This window comes from Micromonospora sp. NPDC005806 (assembly GCF_042871425.1).
Taxonomy (GTDB): domain Bacteria; phylum Actinomycetota; class Actinomycetes; order Mycobacteriales; family Micromonosporaceae; genus Micromonospora.
This window is the reverse complement of the sequence record NZ_JBIAIL010000038.1, coordinates 19,837-37,589: the sequence shown is the minus strand read 5'-3', so window position 1 is coordinate 37,589 and position 17,753 is coordinate 19,837. Positions and strand designations below refer to the sequence as shown.

Sequence of the window (17,753 nt, the reverse complement as noted above, 5' to 3'; positions counted from 1 at the left end):
CGACGGGGAAGAACAACGTGGCGTACCAGAGGATTGAGCGGGAGCCGGCGGCCCGTACGCTCATGGCCACACGGGGTGGTCACCGTCGGTACAGTCCGACTCGGACATGGAGGAACCGGTATGGCGATGCCCGAACAGGTCGGGGCTGCGGACCGCGCGCCGTCCCCCGCGGTCGACCGCGCGCTGACGGTCATCGAGAGACTTGTCGCGGCCGACGAGGAGCTGACCCTCACGGCGCTGGCGAAGGCCACCCGGATACCGCTGGCGACCTGCGCCAGCATCGTCTACACGCTGGAGCGGCGCGGGTACGCGGCTCGCCGGGTCGTCGGTCGCAGCCACTTCTGGAGCCCCACCCTGCGCCTGTACGGTCTGGCCAGCCAGCTCGTCCGTAAGGTCGACCTGTCATCGGTGGCGCAGCCGGAGATGCGGGCGCTGGCCGACGAGCTGGAGATGCCGGTGCACATCGGCGTGCTGGACGGAGCGAGTGTGGTCTACGTCGCCAAAGCGGCGACCGCCGGCTTCATCCAGTTCGACACCTACCCCGGCAAGGTCTCTCCGTTCAACCTGACAGCCCTCGGCCGGGCCATCGCGGCGTACCTGCCGGAGGGCGAGCTCGAAGCCTTGCTGCCGCGGCTGGTCCCCGGACGTGGACCGGCCGCCGGCGACAGCAGCGAGGAGGCTTTCCGCAAGCTGCTCGACGACGTCCGCGGCCGCGGCTACGCGGTGGAGGACGAGGAGGAGCAGGCCGAAGTGGCGTGCGTCGCCGCCCCCTTCTTCGACGCGCAGGGACGGGTCGCCGGCTCTGTCGGCGTGACCGGCTTCGCCCGCGACCTGCGGGGGAAGCGACGAAAGGCGGCGGCGGCCGGGTTGGTGCGGCTGGCGGCGGAGGTGTCCCGGCGGCTCGGATGTCCGTCCGGGGCATTGCCTGAGATGAAGCTCATCTCCTAGTATCCGTAAAACGGAAGATTTCTCCCGGATACTGAAGGGTGGCGCCCATGGCGTCCGCCGCGCGCTGGGCCGAGACCGACCGTCAGACCCTCAGCGATCAGCTGCCCGAAGCGATCGTCCTGCTCCCGGTGGGCGCCACCGAACAGCACGGTCCCCACCTGCCAACCGGCACCGACGCGCTGATCGCCGACAGTGTGTGCATGGCCGCCGCCGACCAAGCGGCGGACCGCTGCGGCCGGCCGCTGCTCGTGGCACCGGCCATCCCGGTCGGCGCCTCCGACCACCACCTGCCCTTCGGCGGCACGCTCTCCCTCACCCCGGAGACACTCTCGGCCGTCCTGCTGGACCTTGCCAGGTCGATCGCCGTCCAAGGTGGTCGCCGCCTGATCATCGTCAACGGGCACGGCGGCAACGTCGGGGTCTGCCACGCCGCCGCGGCGGCGGCCAGCACCCGCTACGACCTCGCGGTCGGGCACGTCGACTACTGGCGCGTGGCCGACGTGGAGCCGCAGGTTCCGGTGCCCGGGCACGCAGGCGAGTTCGAGACCTCCCTGGTGCTGGCACTCCGTCCCCACCTCGTACGGGACGCCGTACCCCGGCCTCGGTCGCCGCAGCCACCCACCGTCGCCGGCGTCGACCTGCACACCGGGGCGGTGTGGCAGGCCATCGACGGCTACACCGACCGGCCGGAGGCGGCCGACGCCGCAACCGGGAAACGCCGGTTCGACCAGCTGGTGGCATCTCTTGCCGACCGGATCGTCGACGTTGCGAGGGTCCTGTGATCGATTTCCACACGCACACGCCAGCATGGCGCACCGCCACCTGGCTGGGCGGCGCGCCGTTCAGCGCCGACGATTTCGTCACGTTCATGGACACCGCCGGCGTGGAGCAGGCCGTGGTCCTCAGCCACGACGGCCTGTTCGACGCCCGACCGCAGGCCAATGACGAACTGGCGGCGTTCGTCGGACAGTACCCGCAGCGGCTGGCCGGATTCGGCACCGTGCATCCCCGCCACCCCGACGCCGCGGCCGAGGTCGACCGCATGATGACCGTTCTCAGGCTGCGCGGCCTCAAGCTCCATCCGTGGCTGCAGGGCTTCAGCACGCACGAGGCCACCCTGGATCCGATCTGCGAGGCGCTGGCCGCCCACCACGGGATTCTGCTCAGCCACGACGGCACGCCGCCCTACTCGACCCCCGCGCAGATCGCCGCGCTGGCCCGCCGACACCCGAGGCTCCCGGTGGTGCTCGGGCATGGTGGCCTGCACGACTGCTGGCGGGAAGCGCTCGCCCTGACCCGGGAGACAGCCAACCTCTACCTGTGCATCTGCGGCACCCCGCCGTACGCCGCCCGGCGGATTCTCGCCGAGGCGCCAGCCGAGAAGGTGCTGTTCGGCACCGACGCCGGGCTGTCGGACCGCAAGAGCCAGGACTATGCGCTGGCCCGGGTGGCCGAGATCGACGGCTGGGGTATCACCGACGACCAGCGCCGCGCGATGCTCGTGGACAACCCCCGCCGCCTCCTTGCCCGGACCACGGGATGAGCGCGACGATCGCCGCGGTGCAGACCCTGCCGGTCAGCATGCCGGTTCACCCTGGCCTGGTGGTCCGGGGAGCGCGCGGCACCCACGACCGGTCCGATTTCCTCCTCGTCCGGGTCGTGACCAGCGAGGACGTCGTCGGCTACGGCGAGGTGAGTGCGACGCCGCTGTGGAGTGGCGAGGACGGCAGCACGGCCGACCACTTCATCCGCGACCTCCTCGCACCGGCTCTCGTCGGCCGGCCCCTGGCGCCGGTCGGTGCCCTCGAGACGCTGATGGGCCGGCTCCTCGCTGGCAATCCGTTCACCAAGGCGGGCGTCGCCATCGCCCTATGGGACGCCTACGCGCGCACGCTGGACGTGCCGCTGGCGGTCGCCCTCGGTGGCGCCTACCGCGACCGGGTGCCGATCAAGCTCTCGCTGTCCGGGGACGGCCCGGGGCTTGACCATGTGTACGCGACCGCGCGTGCTCTCGGGTTTCGCGCCTTCAAGGTCAAGGTGGGGTTGGGCGTGGCCGGGGACGTCGCCCGAGTTTCCCGGGCCCGGGAACTGGTCGGCCCGGACACCTTCCTCGGTGTCGACGCCAATGGCGGATGGTCGCGAGCCGACGCCGCCCGCGCAGTGCGGCAACTCATGGACCACGGCATCGGATTCGTCGAGCAGCCGGTCGCGCCGGCCGACCTGGCCGGCCTCCGCGCCCTGCGCGACGCCGGGATACCGGTCGTGGCCGACGAAGCCGTCTTCGGCCTGGCGGACCTCGTCGCTCTCGTCCGCGCCGAGGCCGCCGACTGCGTCAGCCTGTATGTCGGCAAGAGTGGTGGGCCGGGCCGGGCCGTGGCCATGGGCCAGCTCGCGGCGGCCTTCGGGATCGCGACGCTGCTCGGCTCCAACGGCGAATTCGGCCTCGGGGCGGCCGCCCAGCTGCACGTCGCCTGCGCGTTGCCCGCATTGTCGGAGTTCCCGTCGGACATCATCGGCGCCCACTACTACACGCAGGACATCCTGGCACGTCCACTGAACAGCGACGGAACGACGGTCCGCCTCGGCGCGGAGCCAGGGCTCGGCGTTGTTCCCCGCCCCGACCTGGTGGACGCCTTTCGATGAAGGTCTGGTGAGCCCATGATCGTCGACGTACACACGCACACACCCACCCACCGCGATGCGGTGCCACCCGAGCAGCGGCAGGTCTTCACCGGTTGGCGCACCGACCGGGACGTGACCACCACGAACTCCTGGGCCGACTACGACGAGGCGGCGGCCGCAGCTGACGTCTCCATCGTGTTCAACATCGCGGTACCGGATCCGCTGGCGGCGACCGGAATTCCCTACCCGCCGGAGCGGACCAACGACGCGACCGCCGAGTTCGTGGCTGCCGATCCCACCCGGCGGATCGGCTTCATGTCGGTCAACCCGCTGGACCCGGACGTCTTCGACGAGGCGGAGCGCTGCCGCGAACTGGGCCTTATCGGGGTAAAACTCGGCCCCAACTACCAGAACTTCGACCCGCTGTCGGAGCCGGCGCTGGCGTTCTACGACTACTGCCAGCGTTTCAGCCTGCCGATCCTGTTCCATCAGGGCGCCTCGCCGATCAGGGCCGCGCCACTGCGCTACACCTACCCGCTGGTCACCGACGAGGTCGCGCTGCGCTTCCCCGAGCTGCGGATCGTGATGGCCCACATGGGGCACCCATGGGGGAGGGAGACGGTGGTGACGATCCGCAAGCACCCGCATGTCTACGCCGACGTGTCCTCGATCTATCTTCGGCCCTGGGTCTGCTACGAGTCGCTGCTGGCGGCCGTGGAGTGGGGCTGCACGCACAAGCTGTTGCTCGGGTCGGACTTCCCCATTGCCAACACCGCCGAGGCCATCGCCGGCCTCCGCGGCGTCAACCGGGTCCTCGCCGGCACCGCCCTGCCCCGGGTCCCAGAGGAATTGATCGAGCAGATCATCCACGCCGACGCACTGACCGCGCTCGGGCTGGGCCGTCCGTCGGCGCTCGCAACATCGGGGGGCGGCGAACCGGCCGACGCTCCTACCGATCAGCCGGTGGCGATCGGGAGGGGACAGCGGTGATCATCGACGCCCACGTGCGGCTGGGCCGGGGACGCGAGGTGTCCCTCGACGTGGCGGAATTGCTGTCAAGCATGGACCAGCTGGGGATCGACCGGGCGCTCGTGGCCCCGGACGAACGATGCGTGGCCTACCACAACCGGGCCGGGAACGAGCTAGTGGCGACCGCCGGGGCGCAGTCGGCCGGCCGACTGGTGCCGTACGCGGTGGCGAATCCGTGGCGGGGTGCCGAGGCGGTGGAGGAGCTCGCGCGAGCCCGGGACGCCGGCGCGCGAGCACTGCACGTGGACAGCGTGCTTCAAGGGTTCGACCTTCTGGACGGGTTGGTGGATCCGCTGCTGGAGTTCGCAAAGGACAACGGCTGGCTGGTCTACGTACGCACCGGCACCCCACCGAACGCGTTGCCGCTGCCGCTGGCGACATTGGCCCGGCGGTACCCGGACGTCCCGTTCCTGATGGGCCGAAGCGGAGCGACGGACTTCTGGATCGACGCCGCCCCGGCCCTGCGGCACGCCCCCAACCTGTACGGCGACACCTGCTACGCCCCATGGGACACAGTGCTCAGCGAACTTGGCCGGGATCCCGAAATCGGAACGTCCCGGCTGGTGTTCTCCACCGACGCGCCCTACACCGTGCCCCGGTGCGAGCTGCGCCGGGTGCTGGACTGGCCGATCGACGAACCGTCGCGCCGGGACGTGCTCGGCGGGACGATCGAGCGGTTACTCGCCTGACCGCCGCCGCCACGGGGGTTGTTCGAGATCGATGATGGCCATAATATATCTGCTAATCAAAAGATAATTTCAGGATCCCGAAAAGTCGGGCTGGCGATATGGCAGGCCCGGCGAATGGCATCAAGGATGGTGGGCGGGCAATGAGTGTTACGCCAGCGACGGTCTCCCGGGATGTCTCCCTACCCGCCGCGACGTCGGCCTCGGACGATCCCGCGGCGCTGGTGCGCGGGGTGTCGCCGGTCCTGGAGGTGCCCTTCACCGCGACTGGCGACATCGACCCCGACGGCTTCCGGCGGGTGGTGCGCTACGTGCTCACCACCGGGGTGAGCAGCATGATGTTCCCCGGGTTCGCCTCCGAGTTCTACAAGCTCGCCGAGGACGAGCGGCGGACGCTGACCGCCGTGCTGCTCGCCGAGACCGGACCGCGGGCGGACGTCGCGGCCATCGTCGCGGTGCAGGACCATGCCACCCAGTTGGCCGTGGCCCGGGCCCGCGAGGTCATCGCCGCCGGCGCTGACCTGGTCAATCTCCTGCCCCCGCATTTCCTCTCCCCGTCGCGCCGGGCGCTGGTCGACCACGTCCGGGCGGTCCTCGACGCGGTGGCCCCGACCCCCGTGGTGCTCCAGTACGCACCAACCGAGACGGGCACCAGTCTGGACAGCGCGACCGTGGCGGCGATCGCGGCTCGGCACCCCAACCTCCGACTGGTCAAGGTGGAATCCAGCCCACCCGGCCGCCTGATCGCCGAACTGGCAGCGCTCGATCCCCCGCTACCGTCCATCGAGGGATACGCCGGGGTGCAACTCCCCGACGCCATCCGTCGGGGAGCGGTTGGCACCCAGCCTGGCTGCTCGTTCACCGAGATCTACGTTGAGATTTGGCGCCGCTTCAGTGAGGGCGACGAAGCGGGCGGGGAGGAACTGCACCGCCGGCTGCTGCCGTACATCTCGTACTGGATGCTCGACACCGAGCTCATCATCGCCGCGGAGAAGCACATCTCGGCCCGCCGCGGCCTGATCGCCACCGATTTCTGCCGCGCCCCGGCGCACGAGCTGGATCGCGAGGAGCGGCGCATGATCGACCGCTTCCTGATCGACTTCGCCGACCTGCTGCCCGACCTGTCTGACCCCGCATGAGCGGGTCGAGGCGCAGCGACCCGAGGCCCGATGCCGGCGATGCTCCACCGGCGGTGAGTCACGCAGCCGCGGCAAAGGAGGCAGCGCTAATGGACGAGCGGGAAGCCGGCACGTCGTACGCCCTGGTCACGGGCGCGAGCGGCGACATCGGCGTCGCCATCGCCCGCGCGCTGACCGCCGCCGGCCTCCGGGTCGTGATGAGCGACCTAGACTCGGCACGGGCGCAACATGGGGCCGATCAGGTGCCCGGCGCCACAGCCGTCGAACTCGATGTCCGGTCGGCTGGCGCGGTACGCCGCACGATCGCCGATCTCATCGACGCCTACGGACCGCCCACCGTCCTGGTAAACAACGCAGCCGTATGCGCCAACGAGCACTTCGAAGCCATCGACGAGACCACCTGGTCGGCGGATCTCGACGTCGTACTCGGCGGAGCGATTCGGATGTGCCAGGCGGTCCTCCCGGCGATGCGGCATGCTGGGAGGGGAGTGGTGCTCAACGTCGCCTCCGTCAACGGCCACCGCTACTTCGGCAACGACGTGTACAGCGCGGCAAAAGCGGGCCTGATCAACCTCACCCGCGCCCTCGCGGTCCAGTACGGCCCATTTGGCGTACGGATCAACTCGGTGTCACCCGGCACCATCGCCACCAAAGGCTGGGAGGAACGCCTCCGAACCCACTCCGACGCCCTCGTGGGTGCCCGCCGCTGGTATCCGATGGGCCGCGTCGGCACCCCGGAGGACGTCGCGAACGCGGTCGCCTTCCTGGCATCTGACCGTGCCTCCTGGATCACCGGCACCGACCTCGTGGTGGACGGCGGCCTCCTCGCCGGAACCCACGCCCTCGCAGTCGACATCGGCGCCAAGTCGGTTCGCTGACCAGCAAAGGCGGCCGCAACTGAAGGAGGAGGTAACGGGATGGGCAACGAACCGACGACCACCACGCCAGCCCACGCTCCTGTCACGGGGCCGATCCTGCCTGCGGCCGGATAGCCCCGACCGCGGTGACCCGGCCTGCACCAAGCTACTGACGGAGGACCACGATGGCGGCGATTTACGTCGACGCCGGCACCACGGACATCAAGGCAGTGGGCTGCGACAATGGGGTCGGGAACCCGTGGTCGTACGGCACCCCGCGCAAAATGGTGCCCGCCGGGTATCCGGCAGGCACCACTTCTCGGCTGGCGGCGATCAGCCAGCGGGCTACTCTTCGTAGACCTCCAGCTCGTTCACGATTGAATAGCCGTACCCGTTGGTGGCCAGCATGGTGACCCGCACGGCGCTCGCCGTGACCGCCGGGAAGCTGGAGCTACCTCGGCCGGAGGTATGTCCCCGCACCTGCGCGACCGTCTGCCACCCAGCGCCGGTCAGGACTTCCACATCCCAGTCCCTGAGCGCGAACCGCTGCTGCGGGTCGGTGAAGAGGTCGACCCGGCCGACCTGCGTCGGTCCGGCCAGGCGCACCTCCATCTGGTCCGGGAACTGGCCGGGAGTGTCGTCCGCCCACGCCGTCGCCGGCCGGTGGTAACCCACGAACGTGTACGTGTAGTCGCCGTCGACTGGACCACAGGGGGGCGACAGCCTGGGGAAGGTCGAGGAAGCCGTGACCTCCTGGCCGAAGGCGAGATTGCGCCCTGGATCGGCAGGCTCTGGCAACACGACGACCGGCACTGAAATCCGCTGGCGTCCCGACTCCAGGACAATCTCGTACTCTCCCGGCTGCGTGTCGCCGGGTACGGAGACATCAATCGGCCACGTGGCGGCGCGATCGGTCGGGACGGCCGTCGTCATGATGTCGCGGGACAGCCGCAGCGGGGGATCGCCGCGGAGGGTGACGGTGGCATAGGCCGGCTCGGCGGACGGGTTTTGGAATGCCACGGTGAGTGCCGTCGGCTGGCAGGGGCGCGGCAACAGTTCCAGCCGCTGGGGCGACACCGCGATCACGACCCCGTCCTTGTCGCCCCCGTCCTTCGCGGCGGCGGTCTGGCCGCTACCGTTGACCGCGACCAGCGGCACCACGGCGAGCAGCGCCGCCGCCACCCGCCTCTTGGTGGTGGTATTGGCATGGTGGAGCACGTGTATCTACCCCCTTGCGTTGTTGAACAGGCAATGGGCCGCTGGAGCGGCGTCACCCGGCCTGCAGCCCCGGGTGTCCGTTCTCGGTGACGAAGGTGGCGTCGGTCCGGATGGGTGCGCCCGGACGGCTGACGTAGGGCATCACCTTGAAGTCGGTGCGCCACAGGTCGGGCGTCAGGGAGCAGCGGACGTACCCGCGCCGGTTCTTGGCGTACTTGATGTGCGGAAGCTGGGAGGCGAGCCGCTCGCGGACCGGATCGGTGTCGGCGCCGTCGCCCGAGCTGCTAATTGAGGTGCCGACGAGCTCGACGCCGACGGTGGCGGAGCTCGAGTCGTCGAAGTTCTGCTTGATCTCGCACGCGTTGTGGGCGTGCACGTCACCGGTGAGCACCACGGGGTTAGCGATATTCCGGTCGTGCAGGAAGTCCACGATTCGGTTGCGTTGCGCTTCGTACCCGTCCCACGCGTCCATCACGTACAGCTCCTCGCCGTCGTCGGGATCCAGGTCCAGTTGGGAGAAGAAGACCTGCTGGGCGAGGATGTTCCAGGTGGCGCCGGAGTTGGCGAGCCCGTCGAACAGCCACCGCTCCTGCTGAGCGCCGATCATCTGTCGGTTCGGGTCGCGGGTCAGCGCGTCCGGTGGCGCGGTGCCGTCGTTGTAGAGCTGGTCGTCCCGGTACTGGCGGGTGTCGAGCACGTTGAACTCGGCCAGGTTGCCGTAGGTAAAGCGGCGGTAGAGGGGCATGTCCGGTCCCTGGGGCAGTTGCGTGCGCCGCATCGGCATGTGCTCCCAGTAGGCGCGGAAGGCGTTCGCCCGGCGCACCAGGAACTGGTCGAAGCTCTCCTCCGGGTAGAAGGAGTACTTGGACACCCAGTTGCTGAGCACCTCGTGGTCGTCGAGGGTCACGATCCACGGGAACGCGGCGTGGGCGTCCTGCAGGTCCGGGTCCGTCTTGTACTGCGCGAACCGGATCCGGTAGTCGTCCAGCGTCTCCGTCGTGGGGGTGACGGTCGGGTAGTGGCCCCGGCCGAGGTTGCCCTGGTCGGCGCCTTCGTAGACGTAGTCGCCGAGGTGGACGACCACATCGAGGTCCTCCTGCAGCATGTGCTGGTAGGCGGTGTAGTAGCCGACGACGCGATGCTGACAGGACACGAAGGCGAAGTTCATGGCCGTGACCGACGCCCCCACCGCCGGCGCAGTCTTGGTGCGTCCGACCGGGGAGATCTCCGACCCGGCCATGAAGCGGTAGTAGTACTCGGCCGACGGGCGCAGGCCGCGAACGTCGACGTGGACGGCGTGCGCGTACTCGGAGAGCGCGAACGTGGTCCCGCGGCGTACCACTCGGCGGAACGCCTCGTCCTCGGCAACCTCCCACCGCACCGGGACCTTCTTGCCGTACTCCATGCCGCCGAACGGTTCCAAGGGCTCGGGCGCCAGACGGGTCCAGATCACCACCCCATCGGGCAGGGGATCGCCCGAGGCGATCCCGAGCGTGAACGGATAGCCGCGGGTGCGCCGGTCGGTGGGCGTCGCGGCGACGGGCAGGCCCGTGGCAAGCGCCAGGCCTGCCGCCGCACCCGTCACCGTCAGGAACCGCCGCCGTGCCCACCTCGCCGCCAGCAGCTTCTCAGCAGAGGACATTTCGGAGCTCGCGCCTTCGCGTCTCAACTCTGGTCTCCCTTCCGGATCGTGAACCCCTCCGCGCCCTGGCCTCCTGGAACCACGAAGCCGCCTCAGTTTGGAGCCGAGGGGGACTGCGCAAGCCAGTCGGCGCGCGCGTTGAACCGCAGGCCCGTCGAGCGGGACGCCGCGCTGTCATCAGTGGCGTTTGTTCGATATACGGAAGAAACACTCGGGATTTCGCGTTTTTTAAACATGGCAGAGGGGCTCGAATCTGTCAAGGTCGATGGAATATTTGCCGAGGTCATACCCCTACCGACGCCACCGGGCCACTCCTTGCCAAACCGGGACGGGTCGTTTCCTGGGGCTGGCGATACGGCAGATGCGGTAATACAGTGAGCCGGCCGCCACAACCCCGCCCCACCGTCCAAGGCAGACTCAGGGTCGGGGTGCTGAGGGCAGCACATGTTCCGGAAGCGCGCTCGGGTCGGACCTCAACCGTCGCAACGGAAGGTGTTCTCATGGCTTCCCACGTAACCCGCCGCGACCTGCTTTCCCGCTCGGCCGCGGGCGGTCTCGGTATCGTCATCGCCGGCAGCCTGGAGGCGATCGCCGGCCCCGCACTCGCCGCGACCCGCTCGTCTGTCGGCTACGGTCCTCTCGTTCCCGACCCCGTCGGGATTCTGGCGCTGCCCAGCGGCTTCGCCTACAAGATCGTCGCGGAGACCGGCGTAACCCTGCTGGAGTCGGGGGAGCCGACACCGAGCGACCCGGACGGCGCCGCCGTCTTCACGCGCGGGTCCGGCACCACCCTCGTCTACAACCACGAGGTGGGGGGCAGCGAGCCCTATCGCGTGCCACCGCTTCCCGGGCTGACCTATGACCCAGGCGCTGGCGGCGGCACCACGAACATCGAACTCGACGCCGACGGCACCCGCATTCGCGAGTACGTCAGCCTGGCCGGCACGCACAACAACTGCGCCGGCGGCTGCACACCGTGGAACACCTGGTTGACCTGCGAGGAAAGCGAGCAACGGGCGAACGCCACGTACCAGAAGGACCACGGGTACGTCTTCGAAGTCGATCCGTTCGACACCGCGGCGAACCGGAACCCCATCGCCTTGAAGTTCCTCGGCCGGTACGCCCACGAGGCGGTGGCCGTCGATCCGCAGACCTTCGCCGTCTACCTCACCGAGGATGCCGCCGCCCCCAACGGTCTCTACTTCCGCTGGACGTCGCCCGCCGGGTTCGCCGGCGGCAAGGGTTCCCTGCGCGCCCTGGCAACCGGCCCGGGCGGCGACACCGCCGGCCGGCTGCAGGCGATGAGCTGTTACCTCGGGTCCCGACACATCCCCGACCTATCGCAGGCAACAGTGCCCGGCACGCGGTACAAGGTGGACTGGGTGGACGTGCCCGACCGTGATGCGCGCACCACATCGGTTCGCAAGCAGCAGTTTGCCCGACCGGTGACGCACAGCCGCAAGCTGGAGGGCGCCTGGTGGGGAGACGGTGGCGCTTACTTCGTGGCGAGCTTTGCCCGTTCGAGCGACGGCAGCGCCCAGGAGCACGACGGCCAGGTGTGGTTCTACGACCCGGCGACGGAGAGCGTCACCCTCAAGACCATCTTCGGCGTCAACCCCGACCCGGCCTCGGACACGAACTATGACGGACCGGACAACATCACCGTGTCGCCGTACGGCGGGGTGATCCTGGCGGAGGATGGCGAGGGCATCCAGCATCTCGTCGGGGTGGCAGACCAGGGCAAGGTGTACCCGCTGGCTCGCAACGAGATCAGTCAGGGCGAGTTCGCGGGGCCAACCTTCAACGCCGACGGGCGAATCCTGTTCGCCTGCATCCAGTCGCCCGGCTACGTCTTCGCCATCACCGGCCCATGGGGGCGGCCCAGTAACGCGCGATCGTGAGCACAGCCCCCGACTGCGAGGCCAGCCGTGCGATGGAGAGCCGGCACGCGCGCTCATCGCGCATCGTGATGACGTCCCGACGATCCATCCGACCGCTTACGTCGCCGCCTGCGGCGGTTGCGCGGCGCGGTGACGTCTGACCCGACGCGCGGACCATGTTCGCACGGTGGCCGGGTTGGTCATGGCCGGCCTGGGCCGGGTGCCCACCGGGCCGGGGGAGCGGGTACACCTACTCCTCAAGGGCGACTTGCGAGCGTTCCGTGTGCGGCGCACGGAGCTGCGTCCATGGGAGTGGTGTACGGCGGGCCCTGTGGGGTTTCAAAACTCGGTCGTGGTTCTGAGCTGGTTTTGTGCGGCGTGGTCGTACTCGTTGGTCAACCCGCCGAGGACTGGTCGGCGCGCGATGCGTCGGCGGTCGGGGTTGACGACCGGCCGGGTGGATCGTGGGGGAGTGAGGCGCAGGGCCCGGTGGGGCCGCCGTCCGTTGTAGTGCGCGGCGTACGTCGTCAGGACGTGTCGCAAGTGGCGGGCGCCGAAGATGAGCATGCGGTCGGTGACCTCGCTGCGGACGGTGAGCACGAACCTTTCGGCGAAGGCGTTGGCTCGCGGGCACCGTGGTGGCATCTTGATGGTGGTGATGCCGGCGTCGGCGAGGACCGTGTCGAACGAGGCGGTGAACTGCCCGGCCCGGTCCCGGATCAGGAACCTGAACCGGTCGGTTTGCTCGCCCAGCTCCATTAGCAGGTTGCGCACCTGTTGGGTGGTCCAGGGTCCGTCCGGGTTGGCGGTGACGCCGAGCATGTGCACGTAGCGGCTGCCGACCTCTAGGACGAAGAAGACATACAGGCGGGTCAGGGTGACCGCGCAGTCGACGTGGAAGAGGTCGCAGCACAGCGTCGTGGACGCCTGGGCGCGTAGGAACGGCGCCAGATCGTGTGATCGCGACGGACCGGTGCCGGCGGTCTGCGCAGCCGCTTGAGGATCCGGCGGATCGTGGCGGCGCTGACCCGATTGCCCAAGCCAAGCAGCTCTCCCTGGATGCGCTGGTAGCCCCAGCCGGGGTTGTCCCGGGCCATTCGCACCACGAGGTCCACGATCGTCGAATCGACCGGTGGGCGGCCGAGGTGAGGGTAGGTCCAGTGTCGGGCCACCAGCCGGCGGTGCCATCGCAGCAGCGTCTCGGGAGTGACCAGCCGATGCCACCTCAGCGCTTTCGGGAGCTGCCGGGCCAGGGCCGCCAAGACCGCTCGGTCGGTCCAGTTCAAGCACGGCTTCGGGTTTGTGCGGCGCAGGATCGCGTTCTCGTGACGCAGGACGAGGATCTCCACATCCTTGACGGCGTCCGATCGAGCGAGCAGAACGAGCCACTGGATCAAGCGGCAGAACATCAGGTAGATCAAGCACATGGGCACGCCGCCGATGATGACCGACCTACCGGCTCCGCGCCGTACACGCCCAGGTCAGCGACGACGACCGACTATTGAAACCCCACAGGCGCGGCCTGGCCCAGGTCGAACTGGCCACCGCTGAATGGATCGACTGGTACAACCACCGGCGGTTGCACTCCGCCCTGAACTACCTGCCACCAGCCGAGCACGAATCGATGTTCTACGCTCACCACCAGCCCGACCAGAAAGCCCTGGTCACAGTCTGAGGACTCCATCAGACTCGGGCAGTTCATGGAGCAGATGCTGTTGGTTCCAGACGTGCCCGGATGTGGGTTGAGTACGCGTCGGAGACTCCGCAGGGCGGGAGCGGCCCACATCGCTGGTCAGGCAGGCTTTGAGTCCGAGTGGTTGGCCGCCGACTCCAACCCCCACCCGATCGCGCTGGACCTGCCTGAACGAGCGACTTTGTTCGGGGACGAGTGCAGGGTCATGGCGTACGGCCTGCCAAGGGCCGGCGAGGATTCAGCTGCGAGCAGAGGCCTGGATCGCCGCCCCGACCGCCGCCGCTCGACTGTGACCTTCGTTACCTCCCGGTCGACAGGGAATCAGATCACCGGATCCAGATTTGAGCCAGAGGTGACTCCTGCACTGTTCCCCGCCTGGTTGCGCGACGACCGGTCGGAGACGATCCGATGACCGCCACCGTCGACGTCCCTGAGGGGCCGGCAGCCTCGCTGACGCCGGGTGACCTGATGACCCCCCGGCAACGCCTGCGGCTCGTCCTCGTCCTCGGGTCGCTGATCGCGGTGGGTCCGCTGACCATCGACATGTACCTGCCCGCGCTTCCCGCAATCGTCGCCGATTTCCAGACCACGCCGGCGGCGGTCCAACTGACCCTCACCGGCACGCTGGCGGGCCTCGCCCTCGGCCAGTTGCTGATCGGCCCGCTGTCGGACGCCGTCGGCCGGCGCGCGCCGTTGATCGCCGGCATCGCGCTGCACGTCGTGGCATCGGTGCTCTGCGTCGTCGCACCGAACATCGCCGTTCTCGGTGGCTTGCGGGTGGTGCAGGGCCTCGGCGTCGCAGCGGCCTCGGTGGTTGCGATGGCCGTGATCCGCGACCTGTTCAGCGGCGCGGCCTTCGCCAGGTTGCTCTCCCGGCTGCTGCTGGTCATGGGGGCGGCGCCGATCCTCGCGCCGACTCTCGGTGGCGGGCTGCTGCGCTGGACGGACTGGCGTGGCGTGTTCGTGGCCCTGGCCGCCTTTGGTGTGCTGCTCGTCGTGGTCGCCGCGCTCGGCCTCCGCGAGACGCTGCCGGCCGATCGGCGCCAGCGCGGCGGGGTGGTCGCGACGGTGATCGTGTACGGCTCGCTGCTGCGGGACCGTACGTTCGTGGGCCTGGTTCTGGTCGCCGGGCTGGCCATGGCGGCGTTGTTCGCCTACGTGGCCGGGTCGTCGTTTGTCCTGCAGCAGCAGTACGGGCTGGACGAGCAGCAGTTCGGGCTGGCCTTCGGCGTGGGCGCGCTCGGGCTGATCGCGGCGACCCAGTTCAACGTACGGCTGCTGCGGCGTCACTCGCCGCAGCGGATCCTCGTCGCCGCCCTCGGCGTGGGGACCGGGGCCGGTTTGGCGCTGCTCGCCTTCGCCGCGACCGGGCTCGGCGGGCTGCCGAGCCTGCTGGTGTCGTTGTGGGTGGTGCTCGCGGCGGCGGGCCTCGCGATGCCGAACGCGCCGGCCCTGGCCCTGTCCCGGCACGGGGAAGCGGCCGGTACGGCCTCCGCTCTGCTCGGCGCCGTGCAGTTCGGCGTCGGCGCGCTGGCTGCGCCCCTGGTGGGCGTGCTGGGCACCGGCGCGGTGGCCATGGCCCTCGTCGTTGCAGGTGGCATGGTCGCGGCGATGACCGTTCTACTCGTGGTCGTGCGGCCGGCCCGGCTCGCCGACCTCGAGCCGGAAGCGGTGGTCGTGGCGGCGCACTGAGGATCCTCACGCCTCCCATGACCGTGCCCGCGATCGCTACGCCCCCGGCGCGGCGGACGCGGCGGAGCATCTGACCTGCCCACTTTTGACCGTGGCCACCTCGAGGTCAGCCGGAGTGACGGCGTCGACAGAGGAGATCGGCCGAAGCGGTGCTGACCCTGGCGGCCTGATTTTGGGCGGCCGACGGGTTGCGGAACCTGGAGGCGGGCACCGGTCTGGCCAGCGGGGTGGGCGCGCTGATCACCAGGCGCAGGGCGCGTAGTCCTTCAGGAAGCAGCCGTACAGGTCTTCGCCCTGTTCGCCGCGGACGATCGGGTCGTAGACCCGGGCCGCGCCGTCGACGAGGTCCAGCGGGGCGTGGAAGCCGGCGTCCGCCAGGCGCATCTTCGTCGGGTGGGGCCGCTCGTCGGTGATCCAGCCGGTGTCGACGCTGGTCATCAGGATGCCGTCGGCCAGCATCTCCTGGGCGCTGGTCCGGGTCAGCATGTTCAGCGCGGCCTTGGCCATGTTGGTGTGCGGGTGCCCTGGCCCCTTGTAGCCGCGGGCGAACTGGCCCTCCATCGCCGACACGTTCACCACGTACTTACGGCGGGCGGTCGCTGCGGCCATCGCCGGTCGCAGCCGGCTGACCAGCACGAACGGCGCGGTTACGTTGCACAACTGCACTTCGAGCAGCTCGACCGGGTCCACCTCCTGCACCCGCTGCACCCAGCTGTTGACCGGGTCGAGGTCCGGCACCAGACCGCCGGCGTCGATGGCGGTGGCTGCCGCGATCCGTTCCGGCGAGGCGGAGCCGCTGGTCAGCGCCAGCGCGGTGAGCGCGTGCGGGGTGATCGGGGCCGACTGCGGCGGGGCGATCAGGCTGCCCGCCGGGTCGCCCCGGCGGGCAGGTTTGGCGAAAGTGATCATCTCCGGCAGTGGGCCCTCCGGCAGGGCCGCCGCCTCTGCGGCGACGAGCTGCGCGTACGCCCCGGGCGTGCGGCGGACGGTCTGCGCCGCGTTGTTGATCAGGATGTCGAGTGGTCCCTGGCCGCTGACCGAGTCAGCGAGGGCGATCACCTGGGCGGGGTCGCGCAGGTCGATCCCGACGATCCGCAGGCGGTGCAGCCAGTCCCCGCTGTCCGGCATCGCGGCGAATCGGCGGACCGCGTCGTGCGGAAACCGCGTGGTCACCGTTGTGTGCGCACCGTCGCGCAGCAGCCGCAGCGCGATGTACATGCCGATCTTTGCGCGGCCGCCGGTGAGCAGCGCGCGCCGGCCGGTCAGGTCAGTCCGGGCGTTCCGGCGCTCGCGGTTGAACGCGGCGCAGGACGGGCAGAGCTGATGGTAGAAGGCGTCCACCTCGCAGTAGCGCTGCTTGCAGACGTAGCAGCCGCGCGGATTGTGCAGGAAGCCGGCCGTGGCACCCACGGTGGGGGAGGCGAGCGGGATGCCCTGGGTCTCGTCGTCGATCCGGCCCGGGGCGCCGGTGGCGGTGGCCGCCGTCACCGCGCGGTCGGCCGCCGCGATGGCATCCCGCCGTGCCTCCCGTCGCCGCTGCTTGATCACCTTGTAGAGCTTCGCGGTAGCCCGTTGCACCCGCACCACGTCGGGGTGATCGGGAGGCAGGTCCTCCAAAGCCTCAAAGACGCTGAGACAGGTTTCCAGTCGGCCGGGGTCAATGCCGTATTGACCGGTTTCCGCAATGTTGTCCGCCGCCATGCCGTCGCTGTCTCATCCCGTTCCCTGCGCCGGAGCTACCCGGCCCACCCCAAGTCCGACCCGGAACTGTACGCACCGCACGGCCCCCGACGCATCTCGCGTCTGCTCATCAGCCCGGAGACCGTCGAGGCCAACCTCGCCCGGCCTACGGAAACTGTGCATGTCCAGCCGCACCGCTCGGGACGGCCATGGGCAGGCCGGCCGCGCCGCCGCCGGAGTGGATTCCCGTATGACGGCCACGGCGGCCTCCTCCTGTGCCAGCTACTTGCCGACCAGGCCAGGGCCGTCACGGCCGGAGTTGTTCGAGCTTCAAGGTCGTGCCGATCGTCATCGGCGGTGGGGTAATGGTTCGTGTCGCCCCTCCGACACGAACCCCCACGGCTCGACTGCTAGTGATGCGATGAGCCGGTGCGTCCTTCGGTGCGCGTGCAACTCCGTGGTGGTGGGAGTGCTGTTCAGGCGTGGGCGGGTTCCGACGGTGGCCCCCGTTTACCCCCCGAAAACCCTGTCCTGACGTCCGCAACCAGTGACAAGAAGAGACCAACGCCCCGCCCTGTCTGTGCAGGTCAAAGACCACTTGAAGCAAGCAATGACAAGCTCGGGGCGGCTGCAGTCGGTAACAAGGGGTCGTCGGTTCGAATCCGGC

At 69.5% G+C, this 17,753-nt stretch carries 16 protein-coding genes; 11 read left to right on the top strand and 5 right to left on the bottom strand.

Annotation, left to right across the window (positions count from 1 at the left end):
* Positions 1 to 120: 120 nt before the first annotated feature.
* The 8 genes from ACFYOS_RS29220 (at position 121) to ACFYOS_RS29185 (ending at position 7,302) form a co-directional block, all read left to right on the top strand.
* Positions 121 to 948 (top strand): IclR family transcriptional regulator, encoded by an 828-nt coding sequence (locus ACFYOS_RS29220; RefSeq protein WP_387148417.1) that lies wholly within the window; start codon positions 121 to 123, stop codon positions 946 to 948.
* A gap of 47 nt (positions 949 to 995) precedes the next feature.
* Positions 996 to 1,730, top strand: coding sequence for a creatininase family protein (locus ACFYOS_RS29215; protein WP_387148415.1), 735 nt, complete (start codon positions 996 to 998; stop codon positions 1,728 to 1,730).
* A complete protein-coding gene (locus ACFYOS_RS29210; RefSeq protein WP_387148413.1) occupies positions 1,727 to 2,491 on the top strand; it encodes an amidohydrolase family protein in 765 nt (254 codons plus the stop codon). The genes ACFYOS_RS29215 and ACFYOS_RS29210 overlap by 4 nt, the downstream gene beginning before the upstream one ends.
* Positions 2,488 to 3,591, top strand: coding sequence for a mandelate racemase/muconate lactonizing enzyme family protein (locus ACFYOS_RS29205; RefSeq protein WP_387148411.1), 1,104 nt, complete (start codon positions 2,488 to 2,490; stop codon positions 3,589 to 3,591). The genes ACFYOS_RS29210 and ACFYOS_RS29205 overlap by 4 nt, the downstream gene beginning before the upstream one ends.
* Before the next feature lie 15 nt (positions 3,592 to 3,606).
* Positions 3,607 to 4,560 (top strand): amidohydrolase family protein, encoded by a 954-nt coding sequence (locus ACFYOS_RS29200; RefSeq protein WP_387148409.1) that lies wholly within the window; start codon positions 3,607 to 3,609, stop codon positions 4,558 to 4,560.
* Positions 4,557 to 5,288 carry an amidohydrolase family protein gene (locus tag ACFYOS_RS29195; protein ID WP_387148407.1) on the top strand — a complete coding sequence of 244 codons (732 nt, stop codon included), beginning with the start codon at positions 4,557 to 4,559 and terminating at the stop codon, positions 5,286 to 5,288. The genes ACFYOS_RS29200 and ACFYOS_RS29195 overlap by 4 nt, the downstream gene beginning before the upstream one ends.
* Positions 5,289 to 5,428: 140 nt before the next feature.
* A complete protein-coding gene (locus ACFYOS_RS29190) occupies positions 5,429 to 6,424 on the top strand; it encodes a dihydrodipicolinate synthase family protein (protein ID WP_387148405.1) in 996 nt (331 codons plus the stop codon).
* An 89-nt stretch (positions 6,425 to 6,513) separates the two neighbouring features.
* A complete protein-coding gene (locus tag ACFYOS_RS29185; protein WP_387148403.1) occupies positions 6,514 to 7,302 on the top strand; it encodes an SDR family NAD(P)-dependent oxidoreductase in 789 nt (262 codons plus the stop codon).
* Between the two features lie 324 nt (positions 7,303 to 7,626).
* On the opposite strand, the gene ACFYOS_RS29180 is transcribed toward ACFYOS_RS29185, so the two are convergent.
* Both ACFYOS_RS29180 and ACFYOS_RS29175 read right to left on the bottom strand, forming a co-directional pair.
* The gene (locus tag ACFYOS_RS29180) at positions 7,627 to 8,463 is read right to left on the bottom strand and encodes a hypothetical protein (RefSeq protein ID WP_387148401.1); all 837 of its coding nucleotides are present in this window, start codon (positions 8,461 to 8,463) and stop codon (positions 7,627 to 7,629) included.
* 88 nt (positions 8,464 to 8,551) lie between these two features.
* The gene (locus tag ACFYOS_RS29175) at positions 8,552 to 10,141 is read right to left on the bottom strand and encodes an alkaline phosphatase D family protein (RefSeq protein WP_387148399.1); all 1,590 of its coding nucleotides are present in this window, start codon (positions 10,139 to 10,141) and stop codon (positions 8,552 to 8,554) included.
* A gap of 428 nt (positions 10,142 to 10,569) precedes the next feature.
* Between ACFYOS_RS29175 and ACFYOS_RS29170 the strand changes: the two genes are divergently transcribed.
* Positions 10,570 to 12,042: an alkaline phosphatase PhoX gene (locus ACFYOS_RS29170; RefSeq protein ID WP_387148397.1), complete on the top strand. Its 1,473-nt coding sequence runs from the start codon at positions 10,570 to 10,572 to the stop codon at positions 12,040 to 12,042.
* 318 nt (positions 12,043 to 12,360) lie between these two features.
* Here the strand turns inward: ACFYOS_RS29170 and ACFYOS_RS29165 are convergent, their stop codons facing one another.
* Positions 12,361 to 12,843 carry an integrase core domain-containing protein gene (locus tag ACFYOS_RS29165; protein WP_387148478.1) on the bottom strand — a complete coding sequence of 161 codons (483 nt, stop codon included), beginning with the start codon at positions 12,841 to 12,843 and terminating at the stop codon, positions 12,361 to 12,363.
* Positions 12,844 to 12,893: 50 nt separating this feature from the next.
* The gene (locus ACFYOS_RS29160) at positions 12,894 to 13,448 is read right to left on the bottom strand and encodes a hypothetical protein (RefSeq protein WP_387148476.1); all 555 of its coding nucleotides are present in this window, start codon (positions 13,446 to 13,448) and stop codon (positions 12,894 to 12,896) included.
* 74 nt (positions 13,449 to 13,522) lie between these two features.
* Between ACFYOS_RS29160 and ACFYOS_RS29155 the strand changes: the two genes are divergently transcribed.
* A complete protein-coding gene (locus ACFYOS_RS29155; protein WP_387148395.1) occupies positions 13,523 to 13,696 on the top strand; it encodes an integrase core domain-containing protein in 174 nt (57 codons plus the stop codon).
* A gap of 486 nt (positions 13,697 to 14,182) precedes the next feature.
* Positions 14,183 to 15,406: a multidrug effflux MFS transporter gene (locus tag ACFYOS_RS29150; RefSeq protein WP_387148474.1), complete on the top strand. Its 1,224-nt coding sequence runs from the start codon at positions 14,183 to 14,185 to the stop codon at positions 15,404 to 15,406.
* Between the two features lie 240 nt (positions 15,407 to 15,646).
* On the opposite strand, the gene ACFYOS_RS29145 is transcribed toward ACFYOS_RS29150, so the two are convergent.
* A complete protein-coding gene (locus ACFYOS_RS29145) occupies positions 15,647 to 17,107 on the bottom strand; it encodes an SDR family NAD(P)-dependent oxidoreductase (RefSeq protein ID WP_387148393.1) in 1,461 nt (486 codons plus the stop codon).
* Between the last annotated feature and the right edge of the window lie 646 nt (positions 17,108 to 17,753).